Origin of the sequence: Pseudomonas sp. s4 (genome assembly GCF_046764235.1) — a bacterium.
Taxonomy (GTDB): Bacteria; Pseudomonadota; Gammaproteobacteria; order Pseudomonadales; family Pseudomonadaceae; genus Aquipseudomonas; species Aquipseudomonas asiatica.
In genome coordinates, this window is the sequence record NZ_CP177209.1 from 1,303,842 (window position 1) to 1,325,857 (window position 22,016).

Sequence of the window (22,016 nt, forward strand, 5' to 3'; positions counted from 1 at the left end):
GATGAACGACTTGCAATCGCGGGCCGCGCGGACGGGCAACGCCAAGGGGGCGTTGTACCTGCAGTTTCGCATTCGGGAGCAACGCTTTGCCCTGAGCGTGCACGAGGTGATCGAGGTGCTGCCGCGTCAGCCGCTGAAACCGATCGCCAAGGCACCTGCCTGGGTCGCAGGCATCCTTGCGCACCGAGGCCTGTTGGTACCAGTGGTCGACCTGGCGGCATTGAGCTTCGGCCAACCGGCAGCGCAGCGCACCAGTACCCGCCTGGTTCTGGTGCACTACCGAGTCGGCCTACAGCTTGGTCTGATACTGGAGCAGGCCACCGAAACCCTGCGTTGCCACCCCGACGAGTTCCAGCCGTATGGCGTGGACAGCGGCGAGGCCCCGTACCTGGGCCCGGTGCGTCAGGATGAGCAGGGCTTGTTGCAGCGCATCGAAGTCAACAACCTGCTCCCCGATGCCGTGCACGAGTTGCTGTATGCGGGTGATCCGACAGGGATGCCGACATGAACGAACAGCATTTCTTCCGCTACTTGCGCGAGCGCATAGGCCTGGACGTGGAGTCGGTGGGCGCGCCCATGGTCGAGCGTGCGCTGCGCCAGCGTTGCGTGGCCGTGGACGCCGCGGACCTGGATGATTACTGGCTGCACCTGCAGCAGTCGACGGATGAGCAACAGGCGTTGATCGAAGCGGTCATCGTTCCGGAAACCTGGTTCTTCCGTTACCCCGAATCCTTCACCGCCTTGGCCAGCCTGGCGCACAAGCGCCTGGCCGAGCTGGCCGGGGCGCGCCCGCTGCGCTTGCTCAGCCTGCCTTGCTCGACCGGCGAGGAGCCCTATTCGTTGGCCATGGCCTTGCTCGATGCCGGTATCGCGCCGGGGGCGTTCATGATCGACGGCATGGACATCAGCCCCAGTTCCGTGGCCAAGGCCGGGCAGGCCGTGTACGGGCGCAATGCCTTCCGTGGCAGTAACCTGGGCTTTCGCGAGCGTTACTTCGATGCGCTCGACGAAGGCCACCTCCTGCATGAGCGGGTGCGTGACCAAGTCAGCCTGCAGGTGGGCAACGTACTCGACCCGGCCCTGGCCAGCCGCGATGGCCTGTACGACTTCGTGTTCTGCCGCAACCTGCTGATCTATTTCGACGTGCCGACCCAGCAACGGGTGTTCGAAGTGCTCAAGCGCTTGCTGCATCCACAGGGCGTACTGTTCATCGGCCCCGCCGAAGGCAGCTTGCTGGCGCGGTTGGGCATGCGCCCGCTGGGGATTGCCCAGTCGTTCGCCTACGTGCGCCAGGAGGGCGGTAGCGCTGCGCTGGCTACGCCCCCGGTCCAGCCCTTGCGTCGCACGTCGCCAGCACCTGCCAAGCCAGGCTCTCCGTTACCGAGCGCAGCGTTGCCGCGCCCATTGCGGGTGCTCCCCTTTGCCGCCAAGCCAGCACCGGCGCGCGAGCACAAACGTGAGGATGCAACTGAGTTGCTGGCCAGCATTGCCCGGCTTGCCAACGCCGGTGCCAGCGAGCAGGCCCGTGCCGAATGCCAGCGCTACCTGGGCCAGTTCGCGCCTTCGGCGCAGGTTTACTACTGGCTGGGGCTGCTCAGCGACACCGAAGGCGATGCGCAGCAGGCTCTGACCCACTATCGCAAAGCCCTGTACCTGGAACCGCAGCACTCCGAGGCGCTGGTACACCTGGCTGCCTTGCTGGCAGCCCAGGGTGACCTGGCCGGTGCCCGGCGCCTGCAGGAGCGCGCCGCGCGGGTTGGCCGGGAGTCTGAACGATGAAGGAATCCGCGATGCAATTGCTCGCCGAGGCTGACACGCACGTCGATGACTGCTGGAACCGCATTGGCGTGCACGGCGACAAGCAGTGCCCATTGCTGGAGCGTCATGTTCACTGTCGCAACTGCGAGGTATATGCCGCAGCGGCCACACGCCTGCTCGACCGCTACGCACTTATGCAGGACCACCAGGCCGCCGTGGCTGCGCCGGTGGAGGAAAACACTGGCCGCTCCATGCTGCTGTTCCGCCTTGGCGAAGAATGGCTGGCGCTGCCCACCGCCTGCCTGGCCGAAATTGCCCCGCTGCAGGCGGTGCATTCGCTGCCGCACCAGCGCTCGCGGGTGCTGCAGGGGGTGGCCAACGTACGTGGTGCGCTGGTGCCGTGCCTGTCACTGGCTGACTTGCTGGGTGTGCAGGCCAGCGCTGCCGAGCAACGTGGCGGCCGGGCGATGCCACGCATGCTGATCCTGGCCGCGGAGGGCGGGCCGGTGGTGATGGCGGTCGAGGAAATCGACGGCATTCACCGGCTCGACCCGCTGCTGCTGAACAGCGGGCAGGACGCCTCCCACTTCACCGCAGCGGTCCTGCAATGGCGTGGCCGCAGCGTGCGGGTACTGGACGATCAACATTTACTGTCTGCCGTGCAGCGGAGCCTGTCATGACCCCAGAGCAAATGCGCGACGCATCGTTGCTCGAACTGTTCAGCCTGGAGGCCGAGGCGCAGACCCAGGTGCTCAGTGCCGGCCTGATGGCGCTGGAGCGTAATCCCACGCAGGCCGACCAGCTTGAGGCTTGCATGCGCGCGGCCCACTCGCTGAAGGGCGCGGCGCGGATCGTCGGAGTGGACGCTGGCGTCAGCGTCGCCCATGTCATGGAGGACTGCCTGGTGGCCGCCCAGGAGGGTCGCCTGCGGCTGAGCGCCGAGCATATCGATGCCCTGTTGCAGGGCACCGACCTGTTGATGCGCATCGCCACGCCTGGCGATGCCGGGGCGCAGGCGACCCTGCCGGTGTTCCTTGCGCAAATGGCCAACCTGCTCGACCCGGGGGCGGCAGCCTTGCCCCCCGCGCCGCCAGCCGTGCCAGCGCTGCCGGAAGCGCCGGCGCAAACCGTGCAAGCCGAACCTTTGCCGCTGCCCGTCGAACCCTTGGAGCCTGAGCCCGAGCCCGAGCTGGCCCCGCGTCGCAAGGCCGGCAAGCGCACCGGCGAAGGTACGGAGCGGGTGCTGCGGGTCACCGCCGACCGCCTCAACAGCCTGCTCGACCTGTCCAGCAAGTCGCTGGTGGAAACCCAGCGGCTCAAGCCTTACCTGGCCACCCTGCAGCGCCTCAAGCGCATGCACGGCCAGGGCATGCAGGCGCTTGATGGCCTGCGCTTGCAACTGGAGGACAGTGGCCAGAGCAGCGAGGTGCTCGAAGCCCTGGCACAGACCCAGCGCCTGCTGGCGGAAACCCAGCAGATCCTGCAGCAGCAGGCTGCCGATCTGGACGAGTTCGGCTGGCAGGCCAGCCAGCGCGCACAACTGCTCTACGACACCGCGCTGGCCTGCCGGATGCGGCCGTTTGCCGATGTGCTGACCGGCCAGAGCCGCATGGTGCGCGACCTTGGTCGTTCGCTGGGCAAGCCGGTGCGGCTGTTGGTGGAAGGGGAAAAGACCCAGGTCGACCGTGATGTGCTGGAAAAGCTCGAGGCACCGTTGACCCACCTGTTGCGCAACGCGGTCGACCACGGCATCGAGCTGCCCGAGCGGCGCCTGCTGGCGGGCAAGGCGGAGGAGGGCGTGATCCGCCTGCGGGCCTCGCACCAGGCCGGTATGCTCAGCCTTGAATTGATCGACGACGGTGCCGGCATCGACCTCGAACGCCTGCGCAGCAGCATTGTCGAGCGCGCCCTTTCGCCCGCTGACACGGTGGCGCGCATGAGCGAGGAAGAGTTGCTGACATTCCTGTTCCTGCCCGGTTTCAGCCTGCGCGACAAAGTCACCGAGGTGTCCGGGCGCGGTGTCGGCCTGGATGCGGTGCAGCACATGATCCGGGAGCTGCGCGGTTCGATAGAGCTGACCCAGCTGGCCGGGCAGGGCTGCCGTTTCCATTTGCAGGTGCCACTGACCTTGTCGGTTGTGCGCAGCCTGGTGGTCGAGGTGGGTGGCGAGGCCTATGCCTTCCCGCTCGCTCATATCGAACGCACGCTCGAAGTAAGTGCCGAAGAGATCGTGCAGATCGAGGGGCGCCAGCATTTCTGGCACGAAGGCCGGCACATAGGCCTGGTCGCGGCCAGCCAACTGCTCAATCGCCCGGCCGGGCAAACGCAGGAGAGCAACCTGCGCGTGGTGGTGATCCGCGAGCGCGAGCAGTTGTACGGGGTAGCCGTGGAGCGACTGGTGGGCGAGCGGGTGCTGGTGGTGATGCCGCTCGACCCACGGCTGGGCAAGGTGCAGGACATCTCTTCCGGCGCCCTGCTCGACGATGGCTCGGTGGTGCTGATCGTCGATGTGGAGGACCTGCTGCGTTCGGTGGAGAAGCTGCTCAGCACCGGCAGCCTGGAACGCATCGACCGCGGCAGCAGCGGCACCCGTGGCGTGGCGCGCCAGCGCATCCTGGTGGTCGATGATTCGCTGACCGTGCGTGAACTGCAGCGCAAGCTGCTCGGCAACCGTGGCTACGACGTGGCCGTTGCGGTGGATGGCATGGACGGCTGGAACGCCTTGCGTGGCGAGGACTTCGACCTGCTGATCACTGATATCGACATGCCGCGCATGGACGGCATCGAGCTGGTCACCCTGGTACGCCGCGACCAGCGCCTGCAATCGCTGCCGGTGATGGTGGTGTCCTACAAGGACCGTGAGGAAGACCGACGGCGGGGCCTGGATGCCGGCGCCGACTACTATTTGGCAAAGGCCAGTTTCCATGACGATGCGTTGCTGGATGCTGTGGTTGAGCTGATCGGAGGTGCTCAGGGATGAAGATCGCCATCGTCAACGACATGCCCATGGCCGTCGAGGCGCTGCGCCGGGCGGTTGCCCTCGAACCGGCGCATCAGGTGGTGTGGGTGGCCAGTAATGGCGCCGAGGCGGTGCAGCGCTGCACCGAGCAGCAGCCAGACCTGATCCTCATGGACCTGATCATGCCGGTCATGGATGGCGTCGAGGCCACCCGGCGGATCATGGCCGAAACCCCTTGCGCCATCGTCATCGTCACGGTCGATCGCAAGCAGAACGTGCACCGGGTATTCGAGGCCATGGGCCACGGCGCCCTCGACGTGGTCGACACGCCGGCGCTGGGGGCGGGCGATCCGCGTGAAGCGGCAGCGCCACTGCTGCGCAAGATCCTCAACATAAGCTGGTTGATTGGTCAGCAGCGCGCACCGGCCGCACGCCCGGTCGCCGCACCCGTGCGGGCGGCGTCACAGCACCGCGGGCTGGTTGCGATCGGTTCGTCCGCTGGCGGCCCGGCGGCCCTCGAAGTACTGCTCAAGGGCCTGCCGGCGGCGTTTCCGGCGGCCATCGTGCTGGTCCAGCATGTGGATCAGGTATTTGCCGCGGGCATGGCAGAATGGCTCAGCAGCGCCGCCGGCTTGCCGGTGCGCCTGGCCCGTGAGGGCGAGCCACCACAGCCGGGGCAGGTATTGCTGGCCGGCACCAATCACCACATCCGCCTGCTACAGAACGGCCAACTGGCCTACACTGCCGAACCTGTCAATGAAATTTACCGGCCCTCGATCGATGTGTTCTTCGAGAGTGTGGCGCGCTATTGGACCGGCGATGCGGTGGGTGTGTTGCTTACCGGCATGGGTCGCGATGGTGCCCAGGGCCTGAAGCTGATGCGCCAGCAGGGTTTCCTGACCATTGCCCAGGACCAGGCCAGCAGTGCGGTGTACGGGATGCCCAAGGCCGCTGCGGCCATCGATGCCGCAGTGGAAATCCGCCCGCTGGAACGCATAGCCGGGCGCTTGATGGAATTTTTCGCAAAATGACGAAGTGTATTGAATCACGCCGCCAGGCCGGCAGTGATCGGGTGAACAGGTATGAATGATTTACCGATCGAAGGTTTCACGACCCCCAACGAGAACTCGGCGATGGTGCTGCTGGTCGACGACCAGGCCATGATCGGCGAGGCGGTGCGGCGTGGCCTGGCCCATGAAGAGAACATCGACTTCCACTTCTGCGCCGACCCGCACCAGGCGGTGGCCCAGGCCGTGCGCATCAAGCCCACGGTGATCCTGCAGGACCTGATCATGCCTGGCCTGGACGGGCTGACCCTGGTGCGTGAATACCGCAACAACCCGGCGACCCAGGACATTCCGATCATCGTCCTGTCGACCAAGGAAGACCCGCTGGTCAAGAGCGCAGCCTTTGCTGCCGGGGCCAACGATTACCTGGTCAAGCTGCCGGACACCATCGAGCTGGTGGCGCGCATCCGCTATCACTCGCGTTCCTACCTTACCCTGTTGCAGCGCGACGAGGCCTACCGCGCTTTGCGTGTCAGCCAGCAGCAACTGCTCGATACCAACCTGATGCTGCAGCGGCTGATGAACTCCGATGGCCTGACCGGGTTGTCCAACCGCCGCCACTTCGACGAGTACCTGGAACTGGAATGGCGCCGGGCCATGCGTGAGCAGCAGCAGTTGTCGCTGCTGATGATCGACGTGGACTACTTCAAGGCCTACAACGACAGCTTTGGCCACCTGGCCGGTGACGAGGCCTTGCGCCAGGTGGCCGAAGCGATCCGCGGCTCGTGCTCGCGGCCGACCGACCTGCCGGCGCGCTATGGTGGCGAGGAATTCGTCCTGGTATTGCCCAACACCTCGCCGGGTGGGGCACGCCTGATGGCCGAGAAGCTGCGCCAGACCGTGCTCGGCCTGGGCATCCCGCACACCGCGCCGGTGCCCGACTCGTATCTGACCGTGAGCATTGGCCTGGCCACCCAGACTCCGTCCATCGGCAGCCATAGCCGGCAACTGATCTCGGCTGCGGACAAAGGCCTGTACCAGGCCAAGAATGGCGGGCGCAACCAGGTTGGCATCGCCTGACAGGGCCTGCACGGTAATTGCAGCCATTCGGCGCCCGGCGGGTCTGCCGCCCTGCGGCGGACTCGGTTATACTCGCAGGCTTTTCACCGAATTCGTGCGAGTAGCCAGCCCATGGAAATCCAACCGATCCTGAACACCATCAAGGACCTCACCGAGCGTTCCCAGTCCATTCGGGGGTATCTTTGACTACGATCACAAGCATGACCGCCTGATCGAAGTCAACCGCGAGCTGGAAGACCCCAACGTCTGGAACAAGCCCGAGTACGCCCAGGCCCTGGGCCGCGAGCGTGCCATGCTGGCGCAGGTCGTCGAGACCCTGGACAAACTGTCCAATGGCCTGTCCGACTGCAAGGACCTGCTCGACATGGCCGTCGAGGAAGAGGATGAAGGCGCCGTAAGCGACGTCGAGACCGAGCTGCAAGCCCTGGAAGAGTCCCTGGCCCTGCTTGAGTTCCGTCGCATGTTCAGCGGCGAGATGGACATGAACAACGCCTACCTGGACATCCAGGCCGGCTCCGGCGGTACCGAGGCGCAGGACTGGGCCAACATCCTGCTGCGCATGTACCTGCGCTGGGCCGACAAGCGTGGTTTCGACGCTACCATCATCGAGCTTTCCGAAGGTGAAGTCGCCGGTATCAAGGGCGCCACCGTGCATATCAAGGGCGAGTACGCCTTCGGCTGGCTGCGCACCGAGATCGGCGTGCACCGCCTGGTGCGCAAGAGCCCGTTCGACTCCGGTGCCCGTCGCCACACCTCGTTCTCGGCGGTGTTCGTGTCGCCCGAGATCGACGACAAGGTCGAGATCGAGATCAACCCGGCCGACCTGCGTATCGACACCTACCGTTCCTCCGGTGCCGGTGGTCAGCACGTGAACACCACCGACTCGGCGGTGCGTATTACCCACGTACCGACCAACACCGTGGTGGCCTGCCAGAACGAACGCTCCCAGCACGCCAACAAGGACACCGCCATGAAAATGCTGCGGGCCAAGTTGTACGAGCTGGAAATGCAGAAGCGCAACGCCGCCTCGCAGGCGCTGGAAGACAGCAAGTCGGACATCGGCTGGGGCCACCAGATCCGCTCCTACGTGCTGGATGACTCGCGTATCAAGGACCTGCGTACCGGTGTCGAGCGCAGCGACTGCCAGAAGGTATTGGACGGCGACCTCGACCAGTACCTGGAAGCGAGCCTCAAGCAAGGGCTGTAAATCGCACACAACCGCCGCGGTACCTGGCCTGGGCCGGTACCGCGTGCCCTGCCCGAAAGGGGCACCGAACACCTGATGGAAAGAATGACGAAATGAGCGACCTCAAGACCGAAGCGCAAGACCTGCAACAGGAAGAAAACGCCCTGATCGCCCTGCGCAAGGAAAAGCTTGCCGCCGAGCGCGCCAAGGGCAATGCCTTCCCCAATGACTTCCGTCGCGACAGCTACTGCAACGACCTGCAGAAGCAGTATGCGGACAAGACCAAGGAAGAACTGGAAGCTGCAGCGATTCCGGTCAAGGTTGCCGGCCGCATCATGCTCAACCGCGGCTCGTTCATGGTCATTCAGGACATGACCGGCCGTATCCAGGTCTACGTCAACCGCAAGACCCTGCCGGAAGAAACCCTGGCCGCGGTCAAGACCTGGGACCTGGGCGACATCATCAGCGCCGAAGGTACCCTGGCCCGTTCCGGCAAGGGCGACCTGTACGTCGAAATGACCAACGTGCGCCTGCTGACCAAGTCGCTGCGCCCGCTGCCCGACAAGCACCACGGCCTGACCGACACCGAGCAGCGCTACCGCCAGCGTTACGTCGACCTGATGGTCAATGAAGAAACCCGTCACACCTTCCGTGTGCGTTCGCAGGTGATCTCGCACATCCGCAAGTTCCTCATCGAGCGCGACTTCCTCGAAGTCGAGACGCCGATGCTGCAAACCATCCCGGGCGGTGCCGCGGCCAAGCCGTTCGAAACCCACCACAACGCCCTGGACATGGCCATGTTCCTGCGTATCGCGCCGGAGCTGTACCTCAAGCGCCTGGTGGTTGGTGGCTTCGAGAAGGTATTCGAGATCAACCGCAACTTCCGTAACGAAGGCGTTTCGACTCGTCACAACCCTGAATTCACCATGCTCGAGTTCTACCAGGCCTACGCCGACTACCGCGACAACATGGACCTCACCGAGGAACTGTTCCGCGAGCTGGCGCAGCTGGTACTGGGCACTACCGACGTGCCGTACGGCGACAAGGTGTTCCACTTCGGCGAGCCGTTCGCCCGCCTGTCGGTATTCGACTCGATCCTCAAGTACAACCCGGAGCTGACCGCTGCCGACCTGCAGGACGTCGACCGCGCCCGCGACATCGCCAAAAAGGCCGGTGCCAAGGTGCTGGGCCACGAGGGCCTGGGCAAGCTGCAGGTGATGATTTTCGAAGAGCTGGTCGAGCACAAGCTGGAGCAGCCGCACTTCATCACCGAGTACCCGTTCGAAGTATCGCCGCTGGCCCGTCGCAACGACGACAACCCGGCTGTTACCGACCGTTTCGAACTGTTCATCGGTGGCCGCGAGATCGCCAACGCCTACTCCGAGCTCAACGATGCCGAAGACCAGGCCGAGCGCTTCCTGGCCCAGGTGGCCGAGAAGGACGCCGGTGACGACGAAGCCATGCACTACGACGCCGACTTCGTTCGCGCACTGGAGTACGGCATGCCGCCGACTGCAGGTGAAGGTATCGGTATCGACCGCCTGGTGATGCTGTTGACCAACTCGCCGTCGATCCGCGACGTGATCCTGTTCCCGCACATGCGTCCGCAGGCCTGAGTGAATTGAATGAGCCGCCTTTCGAGGCGGCTTTTTCTTGCCTGAAGCATTATGTTGTCAGTACCGGCCCTATCGCCGGCAAGCCAGCTCCCACAGGGTTCCCACAATCTTCAGGACTTGTGCAGTACCTGTGGGAGCTGGCTTGCCGGCGATAGGGCCGGTACAGGCTGCAGATGACTTGAACCATGAGGTACCCCCTGTGACACCCGCAATGCCTCACCAGGGCGCCGCCGGCATCGCCACCGCCGTCGCCGAAAGCGTGCAATACCAAGGCCGCAAGACTGCCCGCCAGGGCAGCGAGCAGCGTCGCCAACTGATCCTCGATGCCGCCATGCGCATTGTCGTGCGCGATGGCGTACGCGGTGTGCGCCATCGCGCCGTCGCCGCCGAGGCCGGTGTGCCATTGTCGGCCACCACCTACTACTTCAAGGATATCGAGGACCTGCTCACCGATACCTTTGCCCAGTACGTCGAACGCAGCGCCGCCTATATGGCCAAGCTGTGGGCCAATACCGAGGTGGTGTTGCGCCAGTTGCTGGCCCAGGGTGACGGCAGCCCGCAGGCGCGGGCGCGGTTGGCTGACGAGGTAGCACGCATGACTGCCGACTACGTGCAGCGACAGTTGCTGAACCGCCGTGATTTTCTGATGGCCGAGCAGGCCTTCCGCCAGGAGGCGCTACTGTGCCCGCGCCTGGCTCAACTGGTGTGCGCCCATGAACAGATCCTGCTGCATGGCACCCGCCAATTGCTGCAGGTGGTGGGCTCGCAACAACCGGAACAGGACGCCCAAATGTTGACGGCGATTATCGAGCAGATGGAATATCAGGGCCTGCTCAAGGATGCGAACGCGCAAGCCGATGGGCAGATGCTCGCTATGCTTAGCCGATACCTGCAGCTGGTGCTTGCATCGGCCTGAGCCGAGACCGACTTTTCAAGGAGAACCTGATGAAAGCCTGGCGTGTGGTGTTGTTGACTCTGTCATTCCTGCTGCTGGGCGGTTGTCTGGTGACCTTCCACGAGCCCTTGCCTAGCAACCAGGCGGCGCCCAAGGCCCTGCTCGGCAAGTGGAGCAGCAAGGACGCCTGGGGCGAGCCGCTGAAGTTGGTGATCAGCCGTAGCGGCGGTGATGCCTACAAGGCGGTGGCCACGGCCAAAGGCAAGGCCCCTGAGGAATACGTGTTCACCGTGTCGCGCCACGGCAACCGCTGGTACCTGTCGGCTGGCGTGCCGAAGCGCCTGGGTGGCAATTTCCTGATCGGCGGTTTCGATATCGTCGATGGCAAGGAACTGGTGGTCTACAACCTGGATGTCGAGCAGGTGCAGCAGGCGGTGGACAAGAAGGAGCTGACCGGGCGCAGCACCGAAGTGCCGGAAGACAACGGCGACGGCGTGCTGATCGACAGCCCGTCGGCGCGGGTGCTGGCGTACCTGGACGACCCGGCCAACTCCGACCTGTTCGTTGAAGTGGCGCGGTTCCAGCGCTCCGGCAAGTAATTACCTGTGCCGGCCCAGGTCCCCTGTAGGAACAGCCTTGTGCTGCGAAGAGGCCAGTAGGGCAAACCATTTCAGTTGCCGCTAATGGCCTCTTCGCAGCACAAGGCTGCTCCTACAGGAACCGAGGCCGGTACAGGCAAAGCAAGGCTTGGCACTTTGTTCCAATAAGGAGTCCCCGGTGGACGAATACCAGCAAACCATCCGCGCCCTGTCCGACCGCATCGTCGCGGCACAGACCCCGATCCGGGTTCTGGACGCGGTGAAGTGGGACGACAACATCCGCCAGGGTTTCCTCAAGGCCAAGGGCAAGGAGCCGCCGGCTGTCGACCGTGCCTACTACCAGTCGCGCCCGCTGGCGTTCGATTCCAGCGCGGTCAAGGCCGAGTTTCAGGGCATCGAGCGCGACATCATTCGCCAGCTCGGCCAGTTCAACCCGGTCGGGCAGATCATGAAGCGCATGTGCCGCGAATACCGCATGGTGGTGCGCATGCTCGAAGCGCGTGGCACCGAGGATTTCGGGCTGATCTCCCAGGAACTGTACGGCGCTGCCTCGGATGCCTTCCACGCTGGTGATCCGACCCTGGCCGACCTCGGCCTGATGCTGTCGGACTACCTGAACAACATCGATGGCCGTGGCGACCTCAAGGACGAACCGAAGAACCTCACCGCCAAGGAGGCCGTGGAAATCCTCCAGCACCGGCTGAACAAGGTGTTTGGCGAGGCCGAAGAGACCATCCGTGTGTTCGAGTCCGACGGTATCGTCGCCGATGCCGCGGCCGGGGCCGACTACATCAAGGTGCGTGCCGACGCCATGTTCAACTCCCGTGACGTGCGTGCCCTGGAGGTGCACGAAGGGCTGGTGCATGTCGGCACCACGCTCAACGGCCTGAACCAGCCGATCTGTACCTTCCTGGCCAAGGGCCCGCCCTCGTCGACGGTGACCCAGGAAGGCCTGGCCATCCTCATGGAGGTGATCGCCTTCGCCTCCTACCCCAGCCGCCTGCGCAAGCTCACCAACCGCACCCGCGCCATCCACATGGTCGAGGAGGGTGCCGATTTCATGCAGATCTACAACTTCTTCCGCGAGCAGGGGTTCGAGATGGCGCAGAGCTACAGCAACGCCAGCCGGGTGTTCCGCGGGTCGGTGCCCAATGGCCTGCCATTTACCAAGGACTTGTCCTACCTCAAAGGCTTCATCATGGTTTACAACTACATTCAGTTGGCCGTGAAGAAGGGCAAGCTCGAACAGATCCCGTTGCTGTTCTGTGGCAAGACCACCCTGGAAGACATGCGTACCCTGCGACAGCTGGTCGAGGAAGGCCTGGTCGAGCCGCCCAAGTACCTGCCCGAGCAGTTCCGCGACCTCAATGCGCTGTCGGCCTGGATGTGCTTCTCCAACTTCCTCAACCACCTGAGCCTGGACCGTATTGAAGCCGATTACGCGAACATTCTCTGAGTGCTGCCGCCTGCTGGCCCTGGGTTTGATCCTGCTGGGCCTGGGCGGTTGCAGCAGCCTGCTGTTCTATCCCGAGCGCGGCCAGCCGTTCACGCCCGAGCGGGCCAGGCTCGAGTACCGCGATGTCACCTTGATCACTGCTGATGGCATCCGCCTGCACGGCTGGTGGTTGCCGGCCAAGGCCGGGGTCGAGGTCAAGGGCACGGTGCTGCACCTGCATGGCAATGGCGGCAACCTGCCTGGGCACCTGGGCGGCAGCTACTGGCTGCCGGAGCAGGGCTACCAGGTGTTGATGATCGATTACCGCGGCTATGGCCTGTCCCAGGGCGAGCCGAGCCTGCCCGAAGTGTACCAGGACATCGCCGCGGCCATGGCCTGGCTGGAGCAGGCGCCCGAGGTCAAGGGCAAGCCGCTGGTGCTGCTGGGGCAGAGCCTTGGCGGGGCCATGGCCATTCACTACCTGGCGGCCCATCCGGAGCAGCGCCAGCGTTTCAACGCCCTGGTGTTCGATGGTGTGCCGGCCAGTTACCGTGCGGTCGGGCGCTTTGCCCTCAGCACCTCGTGGATGACCTGGCCGCTGCAGGTGCCGCTGTCGTGGCTGGTGCCGGACGGCGACAGCGCGATCCGCTCGATCGAACAACTGAGCAGCCCGCCCAAGCTGTTCTTCCACAGCATCGACGATACCCTGGTGCCGATGGACAACGGCATCCGCCTGTACCAGCACGCGCCAGCGCCGCGGGTGCTGCAACTGACCCGTGGTGGCCACGTGCAGACCTTCGCCGACCCGACCTGGCGCCAGGTCATGCTGCGTTTTCTTGACGACCCCAGCCATTTCAACGGCCTGCGGCGGCTGGCCGAAGTGCCCAATTACCCTGACGAGAAGAACAAGAAATGAGTGAAGAACGCAACGCCATCCCGCTGATCCTGACCGGTGTCGGCAGCATCATCGTGACGGTGGGGGCCTTGTGGTACTACGGTTACCTGCATTTCGCCAAGCCCGAAGATGCCCTGTTGCTGCAGGACTTCACCATGCTCAAGACCATCCCCGGCGAGGACTACAAGGTCTCGCTGGACCCGGCACCACAAATGGCCCAGTGCGTCGACGGCGTGTTGGTGCTGTTCGATACCCAGCAGAAAGGCCTGACAGGGGTGCTGGTGGACAACCGCAAGCGCGCTGTGCGTTGCATGGGCGAGGAAACGCCGCAGCAGGTGCAGTGAGCCATTATCTCTGCTGCCTGTGCTGGCCCTTTCGCGGCTGAAGCCGCTCCTACAGGGACCGCGCCAGTCCCTGTGGGAGCAGCTTCAGCCGCGAAAGGGCCAGCACAGGCAAAAGAAAGCCCCGCTTCGATCGCGGGGCTTGTCAGTTCAGCTAGCCAGCCTTACTGCTGTAACTGGCTCACAGAGCGAGGTGCCACCGGCTGGTTGTCGTTGGAGATGGTCACCTCCACCCGGCGGTTCTGCGCACGCCCCGAATTGCTCGAGTTGTCCGCGACCGGGTACTCCTTGCCATAGCCCTGGGCGACGATGCGCGCTGGGTCGACGCCAGCACGTACCAGTGCCATGCGTACGCTGTTGGCGCGGCGCTCCGACAGGCCCTGGTTGTAGTTGGCCGAGCCGACGCTGTCGGTGTAACCCTCGACGATCACCTTGCGTTCCGGGTTTTCCTGGAGGAATTGCGCCAGCTTGGTGACGTTCGGGTAGGCGTTGCTCTTGAGTTCGGCCTTGTTGAAGTCGAACAGCACGTCTCCGAAGGTGACCAGCGTGCCGCGGTCGGTCTGCTTGGCGTTGAGGCTGTCCTGCAGCTTGGCGATCTGTGCGTCGCGTGCGTCAAGCTTGGCCTGGGCGCGCTGGGCCGAAGCGTTCTTCAGTTCGCTTTCGGCAGTGCGCAGGGCGATGGTCTGCTTGGCCACTTCGACGCGCTGGTTGGTCAGGTAGGCCAATTGGTCGACCTTCTTCTCGTCTTCACGGTCCATGTAGGCCTTGTCGGCCTTGTTCAGCCAGTCCTGGGCGTCCTTGGTCTCCAGCGCCGCAACCTTGCTCGATTGCGGGTCGCTCTGCAGCGAGGAGAAGTTGGTGCGGGCCGATTCGAGGTTGGCGTTAGGGTCGTGCGAGCAGGCGGCAAGGCCGACGCTCAGGGCCAGCAGGGCGGGAATCATGACGTAGTTGCGCATAGTGTTCATCCTTTGATCGTGTGCGAAGACCGAGGTGGGCAGGGCAGGGCTCACTGAGCGCTGCGCAGGCCTTCCTCACGTACGTCCTGAACGCCCTGGCGGGCATCCTGCACGGCCTTCTGGGCCTTGGCCGCCTGGGCCTTGCGTTCGGCGAGGCGGGCGTCCCACTCGGCCTGTTCGGCCAGGCGCCTGGCGTCGTCGTACTTCTTGTCATGCATGGCGATCTCGGCCTGCTTGAACTTGTCCTGTGCCGCTTTCATTTCAACGGCGGCGAACTCGGTGCCGCCAGCGCTGACGGCGGAGTTCACGGCGGACTGGGTGACTGCATACTGCTCGGTGGGCGGGTTGCCGGCACAGCCAGCCAGGACCAGGCTGCTGCCCAAGGCCAGCGCTGCCAGCTTGAACCCGCGCACATGAGTGGATGAGGGTTTGTAGATGCGGGTGTTCTTGGTGGTCAGTTCCATTGGATCACTCCTGTTTACGACATTGTCCGTAGCAGTCCATCGCTCGTTCCCTGACACGTGCGCGCGCTTCAGCTCAACGGTGCACAACGGCAGGTGTGCAGGGTTTTAGCGTGATGGCTATCGGCTGTGACTGACGCGTTTTTCGGATAGTTCAGAAAAATTTGATGCTGTCTGGGGTTTGTGGCGTCTGGGAGATCGAGCGCCGCCCCCGCGGCGCTTCGCAGCTCAAGGCTGCTCCTACATCTGTTTCGGGCCAATTATTCCTGTGAGGTTTGTGCGCGAACGCTTTGGCGCATGGCTCGATATCGCGTTGTACGAACAAGACGGTCGCGTGCACTGGCACAGGCGTGACTGGCCCGAGGCAGATGTAGGAGCAGCCTTGCGCTGCGAAGCGCCGCGCGGGCGGCGCTTGATCTCACAGGCGCTGCAAACCCCACGTCCTACCCATTAGCTATTCGCTATCGGCCCCAGGGTTGCTCAGGGCGTGCAGATGCTGTCGCGACAGTGACAGAAAGCGCGGAGTAGGGCCGATGTCCTCGTACAGCGGGTCGCCTTCCTCGTCGGTGGCAATGACCTGGCGGCCTTGCACATAGGGGAAGCTGGCCTCCAGTTCCTCGAGGGCTGCCGCGACCAGCTCTCCGAGCAGTTCCTCGGCGGTGCGCTTGGGGTACATGTCGATCAGCGCGGCCAGTCGCGCTTCGGACTCAAGGTCCAGATGCAGGACATGGCCCGTGGGGCTGAGGGTGCCGGCGGCATTCTGTTCCCAGTGCTGGGCGAGTTCACGGATTTTCATGCTGACCTCTGTTGACGCCTGAAAGGGCTGCAATGCATGGGAGTGTCGTGCTTTCACTTTAGTTTGCTTTGGCCGATCACGGCTTGCCATCGGCGCCTGGCTGTGGGCACTCTTGGAGCGAATACCGCGCTCCCACAGGGGATCGCGTAAAGGCTGAAAAAGGGATGCAATGCGCCAGAGCCGCGCCGGAGAGAGGGCCAATGACCGATATCGATGTGCGTTTGCGTGAAGATGTCCATGTGTTGGGTGAACTGCTTGGCGATACCATTCGCCTGCAGCATGGCGAGGCGTTCCTGCAGAAGATCGAGGACATCCGTCACAGTGCCAAGGCCGACCGCCGTAGCGCCGGCGAGCAACTGAGCTCGACCCTGGCGGACCTGGCCGATGAAGACTTGCTGCCCGTGGCCAGGGCCTTCAACCAGTTCCTCAACCTGGCCAACATGGCCGAGCAGTACCAGTTGATCCGCCGCCGCGACGCCGACCAGCCCGAGCCGTTCGAGGCCCGGGTGCTGCCCGAGCTGCTGGCGCGCCTGAAGCAGGCCGGGCACAGCAATGATGCCCTGGCCCGGCAATTGGCCAAGCTCGACATCCAGCTGGTGCTCACTGCGCACCCCACCGAAGTGGCTCGCCGCACCCTGATCCAGAAGTACGACGCCATCGCCGGCCAACTGGCTGCCCAGGACCACCGCGACCTGACCCCGGGGGAACGCCAGCAGGTGCGCGAGCGCTTGCGCCGGCTGATCGCCGAGGCCTGGCACACCGAAGAAATCCGCCGCACCCGACCGACGCCGGTGGACGAAGCCAAGTGGGGCTTTGCGGTAATCGAGCATTCGCTGTGGCACGCCATCCCCAGCCACTTGCGCAAGGTCGACAAGGCCCTGCTGGAGGCTACCGGCCTGCGCCTGCCGCTGGAAGCGGCGCCGATCCGCTTCGCCTCGTGGATGGGCGGTGACCGTGATGGCAACCCCAACGTGACCGCAGCGGTCACCCGCGAAGTCCTGCTGCTGGCGCGCTGGATGGCTGCCGACCTGTTCCTGCGCGACATCGATGCGCTGGCTTCCGAGTTGTCCATGCAGCAGGCCGACGATGCGCTGCGCGAGCAGGTCGGCGACAGTCCCGAACCCTACCGCTCCCTGCTCAAGCAACTGCGCGATCGCCTGCGAGCAACGCGCGCGTGGGCGCATTCGGCATTGACCAGCAGCCAGCCGGCCAGCGCCGAGGTGCTGGTGGACAACCGCGACCTGATCGCGCCGCTGGAGCTGTGCTACCAGTCCCTGCACGCCTGCGGCATGGGTGTGATCGCCGAAGGCCCGTTGCTCGACTGCCTGCGCCGCGCCGTGACCTTTGGCCTGTTCCTGGGCCGCCTGGACGTGCGCCAGGACGCCGCTCGCCACCGTGATGCGTTGAGCGAGATTACCGACTACCTGGGCTTGGGGCGTTATGCCGACTGGGATGAAGAGCAGCGCATTGAGTTCCTACAGGCCGAGCTGAAAAACCGCCGGCCACTGCTGCCCGCGCACTTCAAGCCGCAGGCCGAGACCGCCGAGGTGCTTGCCACCTGCCGGGAAATTGCCGCCGCGCCAGCCGCATCGCTGGGCTCTTACGTGATCTCCATGGCCGGTGCCGCCTCGGATGTGCTGGCGGTGCAGCTGCTGTTGAAGGAGGCCGGCCTGACGCGGCCCATGCGCGTGGTGCCGCTGTTCGAGACCCTGGCCGACCTCGACAATGCTGGCCCGGTGATGCAACGCCTGCTTGGCCTGCCAGGCTACCGAGCGAACCTGCGCGGCCCGCAGGAAGTGATGATCGGCTATTCCGACTCGGCCAAGGACGCTGGTACCACGGCAGCAGCCTGGGCGCAGTACCGGGCCCAGGAAAACCTGGTGCGCATCTGCGCCGAGCACCAGGTCGAATTGCTGCTGTTCCACGGCCGTGGCGGCACGGTGGGCCGCGGCGGTGGCCCGGCCCACGCGGCGATCCTGTCGCAGCCACCGGGTTCGGTGGCGGGGCGCTTCCGCACCACCGAGCAGGGCGAGATGATCCGCTTCAAGTTCGGCTTGCCGGGTATCGCCGAGCAGAACCTGAACCTGTACCTGGCTGCGGTGCTGGAAGCCACCTTGTTGCCACCGCCACCACCGCAGCCGGCCTGGCGCGAGGTGATGGACCAGCTTGCCGCCGATGGCGTCAAGGCCTACCGCGGCGTGGTGCGGGAGAACCCCGATTTTGTCGAGTACTTCCGCCAGTCGACCCCGGAGCAGGAACTGGGGCGCCTGCCGCTGGGCAGCCGACCGGCCAAGCGCCGCGCCGGTGGCATCGAAAGCCTGCGGGCCATCCCGTGGATCTTCGGCTGGACCCAGACCCGCCTGATGCTGCCCGCCTGGCTTGGTTGGGAAACGGCATTGAACAATGCCCTGGCCCGTGGCCAGGGTGAACTGCTGGCGCAGATGCGCGAGCAATGGCCGTTCTTCCGCACCCGCATCGACATGCTCGAGATGGTGCTGGCCAAGGCCGATGCGCAGATCGCCGAGGCCTACGACGAACGTCTAGTGCAACCGCACCTGCTGCCTTTGGGTGCGCACCTGCGCGACCTATTGTCGCAGTCGTGCCAGGTGGTACTGGGCCTTACCGGGCAGCCGGTGCTACTGGCGCACAGCCCCGAGACGCTGGAATTCATCAGCCTGCGCAATACCTACCTGGACCCGTTGCACCGCCTGCAGGCCGAGTTGCTGGCCCGCTCGCGCAGCCGCGAAGCCGCTCTGGACAGCCCGTTGGAGCAGGCCTTGCTGGTGACTGTGGCGGGTATTGCAGCCGGCCTGCGCAACACCGGCTGAGGGTAGGCCCGGGGCGCACAGGGCAGGTGCCGTGCGGGGGATGCAAGTGGGCGAAGAGGGTGGTTGCGCCGGGCGCAACCGCCTGCCAGGCCAGCCGTAGGTGGCGCAATCCTGCAACTTTGGGACGCTTGTCTGGCTGCCGGGCGCTGTGTATCTTGAGCAGCCTTCTGACCGATTTATGGTCATACCCGATTTTCCGGACTTGGCCCTGGTCGCCGAATCCATTGAATTTCATAACAAAATTTGAGGAGCACGAGATGCGCGTAATTCTGCTGGGAGCTCCCGGGGCCGGTAAAGGTACTCAGGCAAAGTTCATCACCGAAAAGTTCGGTATCCCCCAGATCTCCACCGGTGACATGCTGCGTGCCGCCGTCAAGGCCGGTACCCCGCTGGGCCTGGAACTGAAGAAAGTCATGGATGCCGGCCAGCTGGTCTCCGACGAGTTGATCATCAGCCTGGTCAAGGAGCGCATCGCCCAGCCTGATTGCGCCAAGGGCTGCCTGTTCGACGGCTTCCCACGCACCATCCCGCAAGCCGAAGCCATGGTCGCTGCCGGTGTCGATATCGACGCCGTGGTCGAAATCGCCGTGGACGACGAGGAAATCGTCGGCCGCATGGCTGGCCGCCGCGTGCACCTGGCTTCGGGCCGCACCTACCACATTCAGTACAACCCGCCGAAAGTGGAAGGCAAGGACGACGAGACTGGTGAAGACCTGATCCAGCGTGATGACGACAAGGAAGAGACCGTTCGCCATCGCCTGTCGGTTTACCACAGCCAGACCAAGCCGCTGGTGGACTTCTACCAGAAGCTGTCGGCGGCCAATGCCGGCAAGCCGAAGTACAGCCACATCGAAGGCGTCGGCTCGGTCGAAGCCATCACCGCCAAGGTCCTGGCAGCCCTGAGCTGATCCAGCGCCTGACGCACCTCGACAACGGCCCGCTTGCGGGCCGTTGTCGTTTTTGGCCCTGTTGCCACATGCGATCCCTGTAGATACCGTCTTGACCCTCACCCTGCAAGAGGGATTTTGGGGTCAAACGGTATCCCCGACTTCACCACCCCATAAACCAGGTGCAGCAGCTTGCGCATCGCCGCGCAAACGATCTGTTTATAGGCTTTGTGTCGGCTGTTCAACCGCTCTGCCAGTGCCTTCACGACAGGGTTGTACCTGATCGAGACAGTGCCTGACATCCACAAGCCCGCCCGCAGCCTTGAGGCGCCTGTACGCGAGATAGTGCTCTGACCTATGAACTCTCCCGATTGCTGCACTACCGGGTTCAGGCCTGAGAACGCGACGATCGCAGAAGAGCTTTGGTATTTCAGTGGATCGCCCAGTTCGGCGAGCAGCAACGTAGCAGTGGTGTCACCCAAACCATCTATCGAAGTAATCAGATCACGTCGCTTGCGCAGGTCTGGATCATCATCGATCGTCTGTTCGATGGCCTTCCTGGTCTTTTCCAGTTCTTCGGTGATGTGCCCGATGACGTCTTGAATCGACTGCTGCACCGCATCCTGTGCGACATCCAAACGATTCTGCTCCATCTGGCGCATTTCCTTGAGGTCGTCCAGTCGCCGCACCAGAGCACGCAAACGGCGCTGTGCAGGTGGCTCCGGCTCCCACTGGCGAAGCGAGGCCGCCTTCTGCTGGCCATAAGCAGCAATGACTTTGGCGTCAGCTTTATCGGTTTTGACGCGCCGAAGCTCCACGTCAGCGAATTTCGCGATCACCGCCGGGTTCAGAATACACACCCGATAACCTTGGTTGTGACAGTGCTCGGCTAACGCTTCGTGATAGGTGCCTGTGGCCTCCATAACGATCCAGGCGCCTGGTTCGGCATGGCGCTCAAGCCAATCGCTGAACTGCTTGAACCCTCCAGGATCATTGGACAGCTTGGCTTTGGTGCGCGTCTTGCCGTTGGGAAGTGGGGTGGCAATGTCGAAAGATTTTTTGGCGACATCAACGCCAACAAAGGCGGACATGATCTTCTCCTTCAAACTACGAAAGTCGATCACCCTACACTCAGTTCAACCTTGTTAATGCGTGCTCACGCCGGGGGCGGGCACTAGATACCGTTCGAACTCGTCGAGTGGGGTTGAAAGGCCAGAGCGTTATCTACAGTGCGGGCTCGATGCCCTTGGAGCGGCTCCGCTTCAAGACCTTCCCTCGATGATCAGTCGAGAACTTTCGCTTCTTGGGAGGCGAAAGTCGAGATACAAGGAGCGGCCTTGTGTCGCGATGGGGCGCGCAGCGGCCCCAAAAAACTTAGCTTCGCCGCGAAAATTGCAGGGGCCGCTTTGCGGCCCATCGCGACACAAGGCCGCTCCTACAGGGACGGCGCCAGCCGAGCGGGCAATGGCCGCACAGCGGCCCCTTGCGGACACAACGCCGCGGCTGCTCTATACTGCCGCTCTTTTCCCCCTAGTACCTGGATACCCGTTCGATGACCACCCTGCTGGCCCTGGATACCGCTACCGAAGCCTGTTCCGTCGCACTGCTGCATGACGGCAAGGTAACCAGCCATTACGAGGTGATCCCGCGCATGCATGCCCAGAAGCTGCTGCCGATGATCAAGCAGCTGCTGGCCGAGTCCGGCGTGGCGCTGAATGCGCTGGATGCCATCGCCTTTGGCCGTGGCCCGGGCGCTTTCACCGGCGTGCGCATTGCCATCGGGGTGGTCCAGGGCCTGGCCTTCGCACTGGAGCGCCCGGTTTTGCCGGTGTCCAACCTGGCCGCACTGGCCCAGGGCGCGCTGCGTGAACACGGTGTACAGCAAGTGGCGGCCGCCATTGATGCGCGCATGGATGAAGTGTATTGGGGCTGCTACCAGGCCGCCGAAGGTGAAATGCGCCTGGTCGGCCAGGAGGCAGTGCTGCCGCCCGAGCAGGTGGCGCTGCCGGTGGGCAGCGCTGGCGAGTGGTTCGGCGCCGGTACCGGTTGGGGCTATGCCGAGCGCCTGGCGGTGCAGGTGGCCGCCAGCAATGCCAGTGCCTTGCCCAACGCCCTTGACATCCTCAGCCTGGCCAGCTTTGCCTGGGCACGCGGCGAGGCGATCGTTGCCGAACAGGCGCAACCGGTCTACCTGCGCGATAATGTAGCGACACCCAAGAAGCGCTGAGTGTTGTTCGTCGGTTATCGCCGATGACACTAAAACCTTTTGCGCGATCTGTGGTCCAGTTATCACTCGAGCATTAGCGATGGAACCCTG

At 64.1% G+C, this 22,016-nt stretch carries 20 protein-coding genes; 16 read left to right on the top strand and 4 right to left on the bottom strand.

The features are described from left to right. Position 1: 1 nt before the first annotated feature. The 13 genes from ACK56M_RS06120 to ACK56M_RS06180 all read left to right on the top strand — a co-directional run bounded on the left by ACK56M_RS06120 (position 2) and on the right by ACK56M_RS06180 (position 13,774). The gene (locus tag ACK56M_RS06120) at positions 2 to 508 is read left to right on the top strand and encodes a chemotaxis protein CheW (protein ID WP_411959301.1); all 507 of its coding nucleotides are present in this window, start codon (positions 2 to 4) and stop codon (positions 506 to 508) included. Continuing rightward, positions 505 to 1,779 (top strand): CheR family methyltransferase, encoded by a 1,275-nt coding sequence (locus tag ACK56M_RS06125; protein WP_015269157.1) that lies wholly within the window; start codon positions 505 to 507, stop codon positions 1,777 to 1,779. Before ACK56M_RS06120 ends, ACK56M_RS06125 begins: the two co-directional genes overlap by 4 nt. Further along, positions 1,776 to 2,438, top strand: coding sequence for a chemotaxis protein CheW (locus ACK56M_RS06130; RefSeq protein ID WP_013971213.1), 663 nt, complete (start codon positions 1,776 to 1,778; stop codon positions 2,436 to 2,438). The genes ACK56M_RS06125 and ACK56M_RS06130 overlap by 4 nt, the downstream gene beginning before the upstream one ends. Beyond that, positions 2,435 to 4,738 carry a hybrid sensor histidine kinase/response regulator gene (locus ACK56M_RS06135; protein ID WP_054573214.1) on the top strand — a complete coding sequence of 768 codons (2,304 nt, stop codon included), beginning with the start codon at positions 2,435 to 2,437 and terminating at the stop codon, positions 4,736 to 4,738. The genes ACK56M_RS06130 and ACK56M_RS06135 overlap by 4 nt, the downstream gene beginning before the upstream one ends. Beyond that, positions 4,735 to 5,748: a Wsp signal transduction system protein-glutamate methylesterase WspF gene (wspF, locus tag ACK56M_RS06140; RefSeq protein ID WP_013971215.1), complete on the top strand. Its 1,014-nt coding sequence runs from the start codon at positions 4,735 to 4,737 to the stop codon at positions 5,746 to 5,748. The genes ACK56M_RS06135 and wspF overlap by 4 nt, the downstream gene beginning before the upstream one ends. A gap of 51 nt (positions 5,749 to 5,799) precedes the next feature. Further along, positions 5,800 to 6,804 (top strand): Wsp signal transduction system regulator diguanylate cyclase WspR, encoded by a 1,005-nt coding sequence (gene wspR / locus ACK56M_RS06145; protein WP_015269160.1) that lies wholly within the window; start codon positions 5,800 to 5,802, stop codon positions 6,802 to 6,804. A 111-nt stretch (positions 6,805 to 6,915) separates the two neighbouring features. After that, positions 6,916 to 8,011, top strand: a protein-coding gene (gene prfB, locus ACK56M_RS06150) for a peptide chain release factor 2 (RefSeq protein ID WP_096009945.1) whose coding sequence is annotated in 2 segments (ribosomal slippage) — positions 6,916 to 6,987 and positions 6,989 to 8,011 — 1,095 coding nt in all. Because the reading frame shifts where the segments join, the coding sequence is not laid out codon by codon here. Positions 8,012 to 8,103: 92 nt separating this feature from the next. Beyond that, complete coding sequence (lysS, locus tag ACK56M_RS06155) at positions 8,104 to 9,606, top strand: lysine--tRNA ligase (protein WP_013971217.1); 1,503 nt, start codon at positions 8,104 to 8,106, stop codon at positions 9,604 to 9,606. A 211-nt stretch (positions 9,607 to 9,817) separates the two neighbouring features. After that, on the top strand, positions 9,818 to 10,522 hold the full coding sequence (locus tag ACK56M_RS06160; RefSeq protein ID WP_015269162.1) for a TetR/AcrR family transcriptional regulator: 705 nt from the start codon (positions 9,818 to 9,820) through the stop codon (positions 10,520 to 10,522). 29 nt (positions 10,523 to 10,551) lie between these two features. Further along, positions 10,552 to 11,100, top strand: coding sequence for a hypothetical protein (locus tag ACK56M_RS06165; RefSeq protein ID WP_003258915.1), 549 nt, complete (start codon positions 10,552 to 10,554; stop codon positions 11,098 to 11,100). Positions 11,101 to 11,278: 178 nt separating this feature from the next. Beyond that, a complete protein-coding gene (locus tag ACK56M_RS06170) occupies positions 11,279 to 12,556 on the top strand; it encodes a flavohemoglobin expression-modulating QEGLA motif protein (protein ID WP_013971219.1) in 1,278 nt (425 codons plus the stop codon). Further along, positions 12,528 to 13,451: an alpha/beta hydrolase gene (locus ACK56M_RS06175; protein ID WP_411959302.1), complete on the top strand. Its 924-nt coding sequence runs from the start codon at positions 12,528 to 12,530 to the stop codon at positions 13,449 to 13,451. Before ACK56M_RS06170 ends, ACK56M_RS06175 begins: the two co-directional genes overlap by 29 nt. Further along, positions 13,448 to 13,774: a hypothetical protein gene (locus tag ACK56M_RS06180; protein WP_013971221.1), complete on the top strand. Its 327-nt coding sequence runs from the start codon at positions 13,448 to 13,450 to the stop codon at positions 13,772 to 13,774. The genes ACK56M_RS06175 and ACK56M_RS06180 overlap by 4 nt, the downstream gene beginning before the upstream one ends. Before the next feature lie 161 nt (positions 13,775 to 13,935). On the opposite strand, the gene ACK56M_RS06185 is transcribed toward ACK56M_RS06180, so the two are convergent. The 3 genes from ACK56M_RS06185 to ACK56M_RS06195 form a co-directional block, all read right to left on the bottom strand. Beyond that, on the bottom strand, positions 13,936 to 14,727 hold the full coding sequence (locus tag ACK56M_RS06185) for an OmpA family protein (RefSeq protein ID WP_411959303.1): 792 nt from the start codon (positions 14,725 to 14,727) through the stop codon (positions 13,936 to 13,938). Between the two features lie 50 nt (positions 14,728 to 14,777). Then, positions 14,778 to 15,191: a DUF4398 domain-containing protein gene (locus ACK56M_RS06190; protein ID WP_003258911.1), complete on the bottom strand. Its 414-nt coding sequence runs from the start codon at positions 15,189 to 15,191 to the stop codon at positions 14,778 to 14,780. Between the two features lie 451 nt (positions 15,192 to 15,642). Continuing rightward, the gene (locus ACK56M_RS06195; RefSeq protein ID WP_025337943.1) at positions 15,643 to 15,984 is read right to left on the bottom strand and encodes a pilin assembly protein; all 342 of its coding nucleotides are present in this window, start codon (positions 15,982 to 15,984) and stop codon (positions 15,643 to 15,645) included. 200 nt (positions 15,985 to 16,184) lie between these two features. Between ACK56M_RS06195 and ppc the strand changes: the two genes are divergently transcribed. Next, positions 16,185 to 18,812 (top strand): phosphoenolpyruvate carboxylase, encoded by a 2,628-nt coding sequence (ppc, locus tag ACK56M_RS06200; protein WP_015269166.1) that lies wholly within the window; start codon positions 16,185 to 16,187, stop codon positions 18,810 to 18,812. A gap of 257 nt (positions 18,813 to 19,069) precedes the next feature. Further along, complete coding sequence (gene adk, locus ACK56M_RS06205) at positions 19,070 to 19,720, top strand: adenylate kinase (protein ID WP_003259830.1); 651 nt, start codon at positions 19,070 to 19,072, stop codon at positions 19,718 to 19,720. A gap of 98 nt (positions 19,721 to 19,818) precedes the next feature. Here adk and ACK56M_RS06210 read toward each other — a convergent pair whose 3' ends face one another. Continuing rightward, positions 19,819 to 20,790, bottom strand: coding sequence for an IS110 family transposase (locus ACK56M_RS06210; protein ID WP_411959049.1), 972 nt, complete (start codon positions 20,788 to 20,790; stop codon positions 19,819 to 19,821). 461 nt (positions 20,791 to 21,251) lie between these two features. Between ACK56M_RS06210 and tsaB the strand changes: the two genes are divergently transcribed. Further along, a complete protein-coding gene (gene tsaB, locus ACK56M_RS06215) occupies positions 21,252 to 21,926 on the top strand; it encodes a tRNA (adenosine(37)-N6)-threonylcarbamoyltransferase complex dimerization subunit type 1 TsaB (RefSeq protein ID WP_015269167.1) in 675 nt (224 codons plus the stop codon). Positions 21,927 to 22,016: the final 90 nt, after the last annotated feature.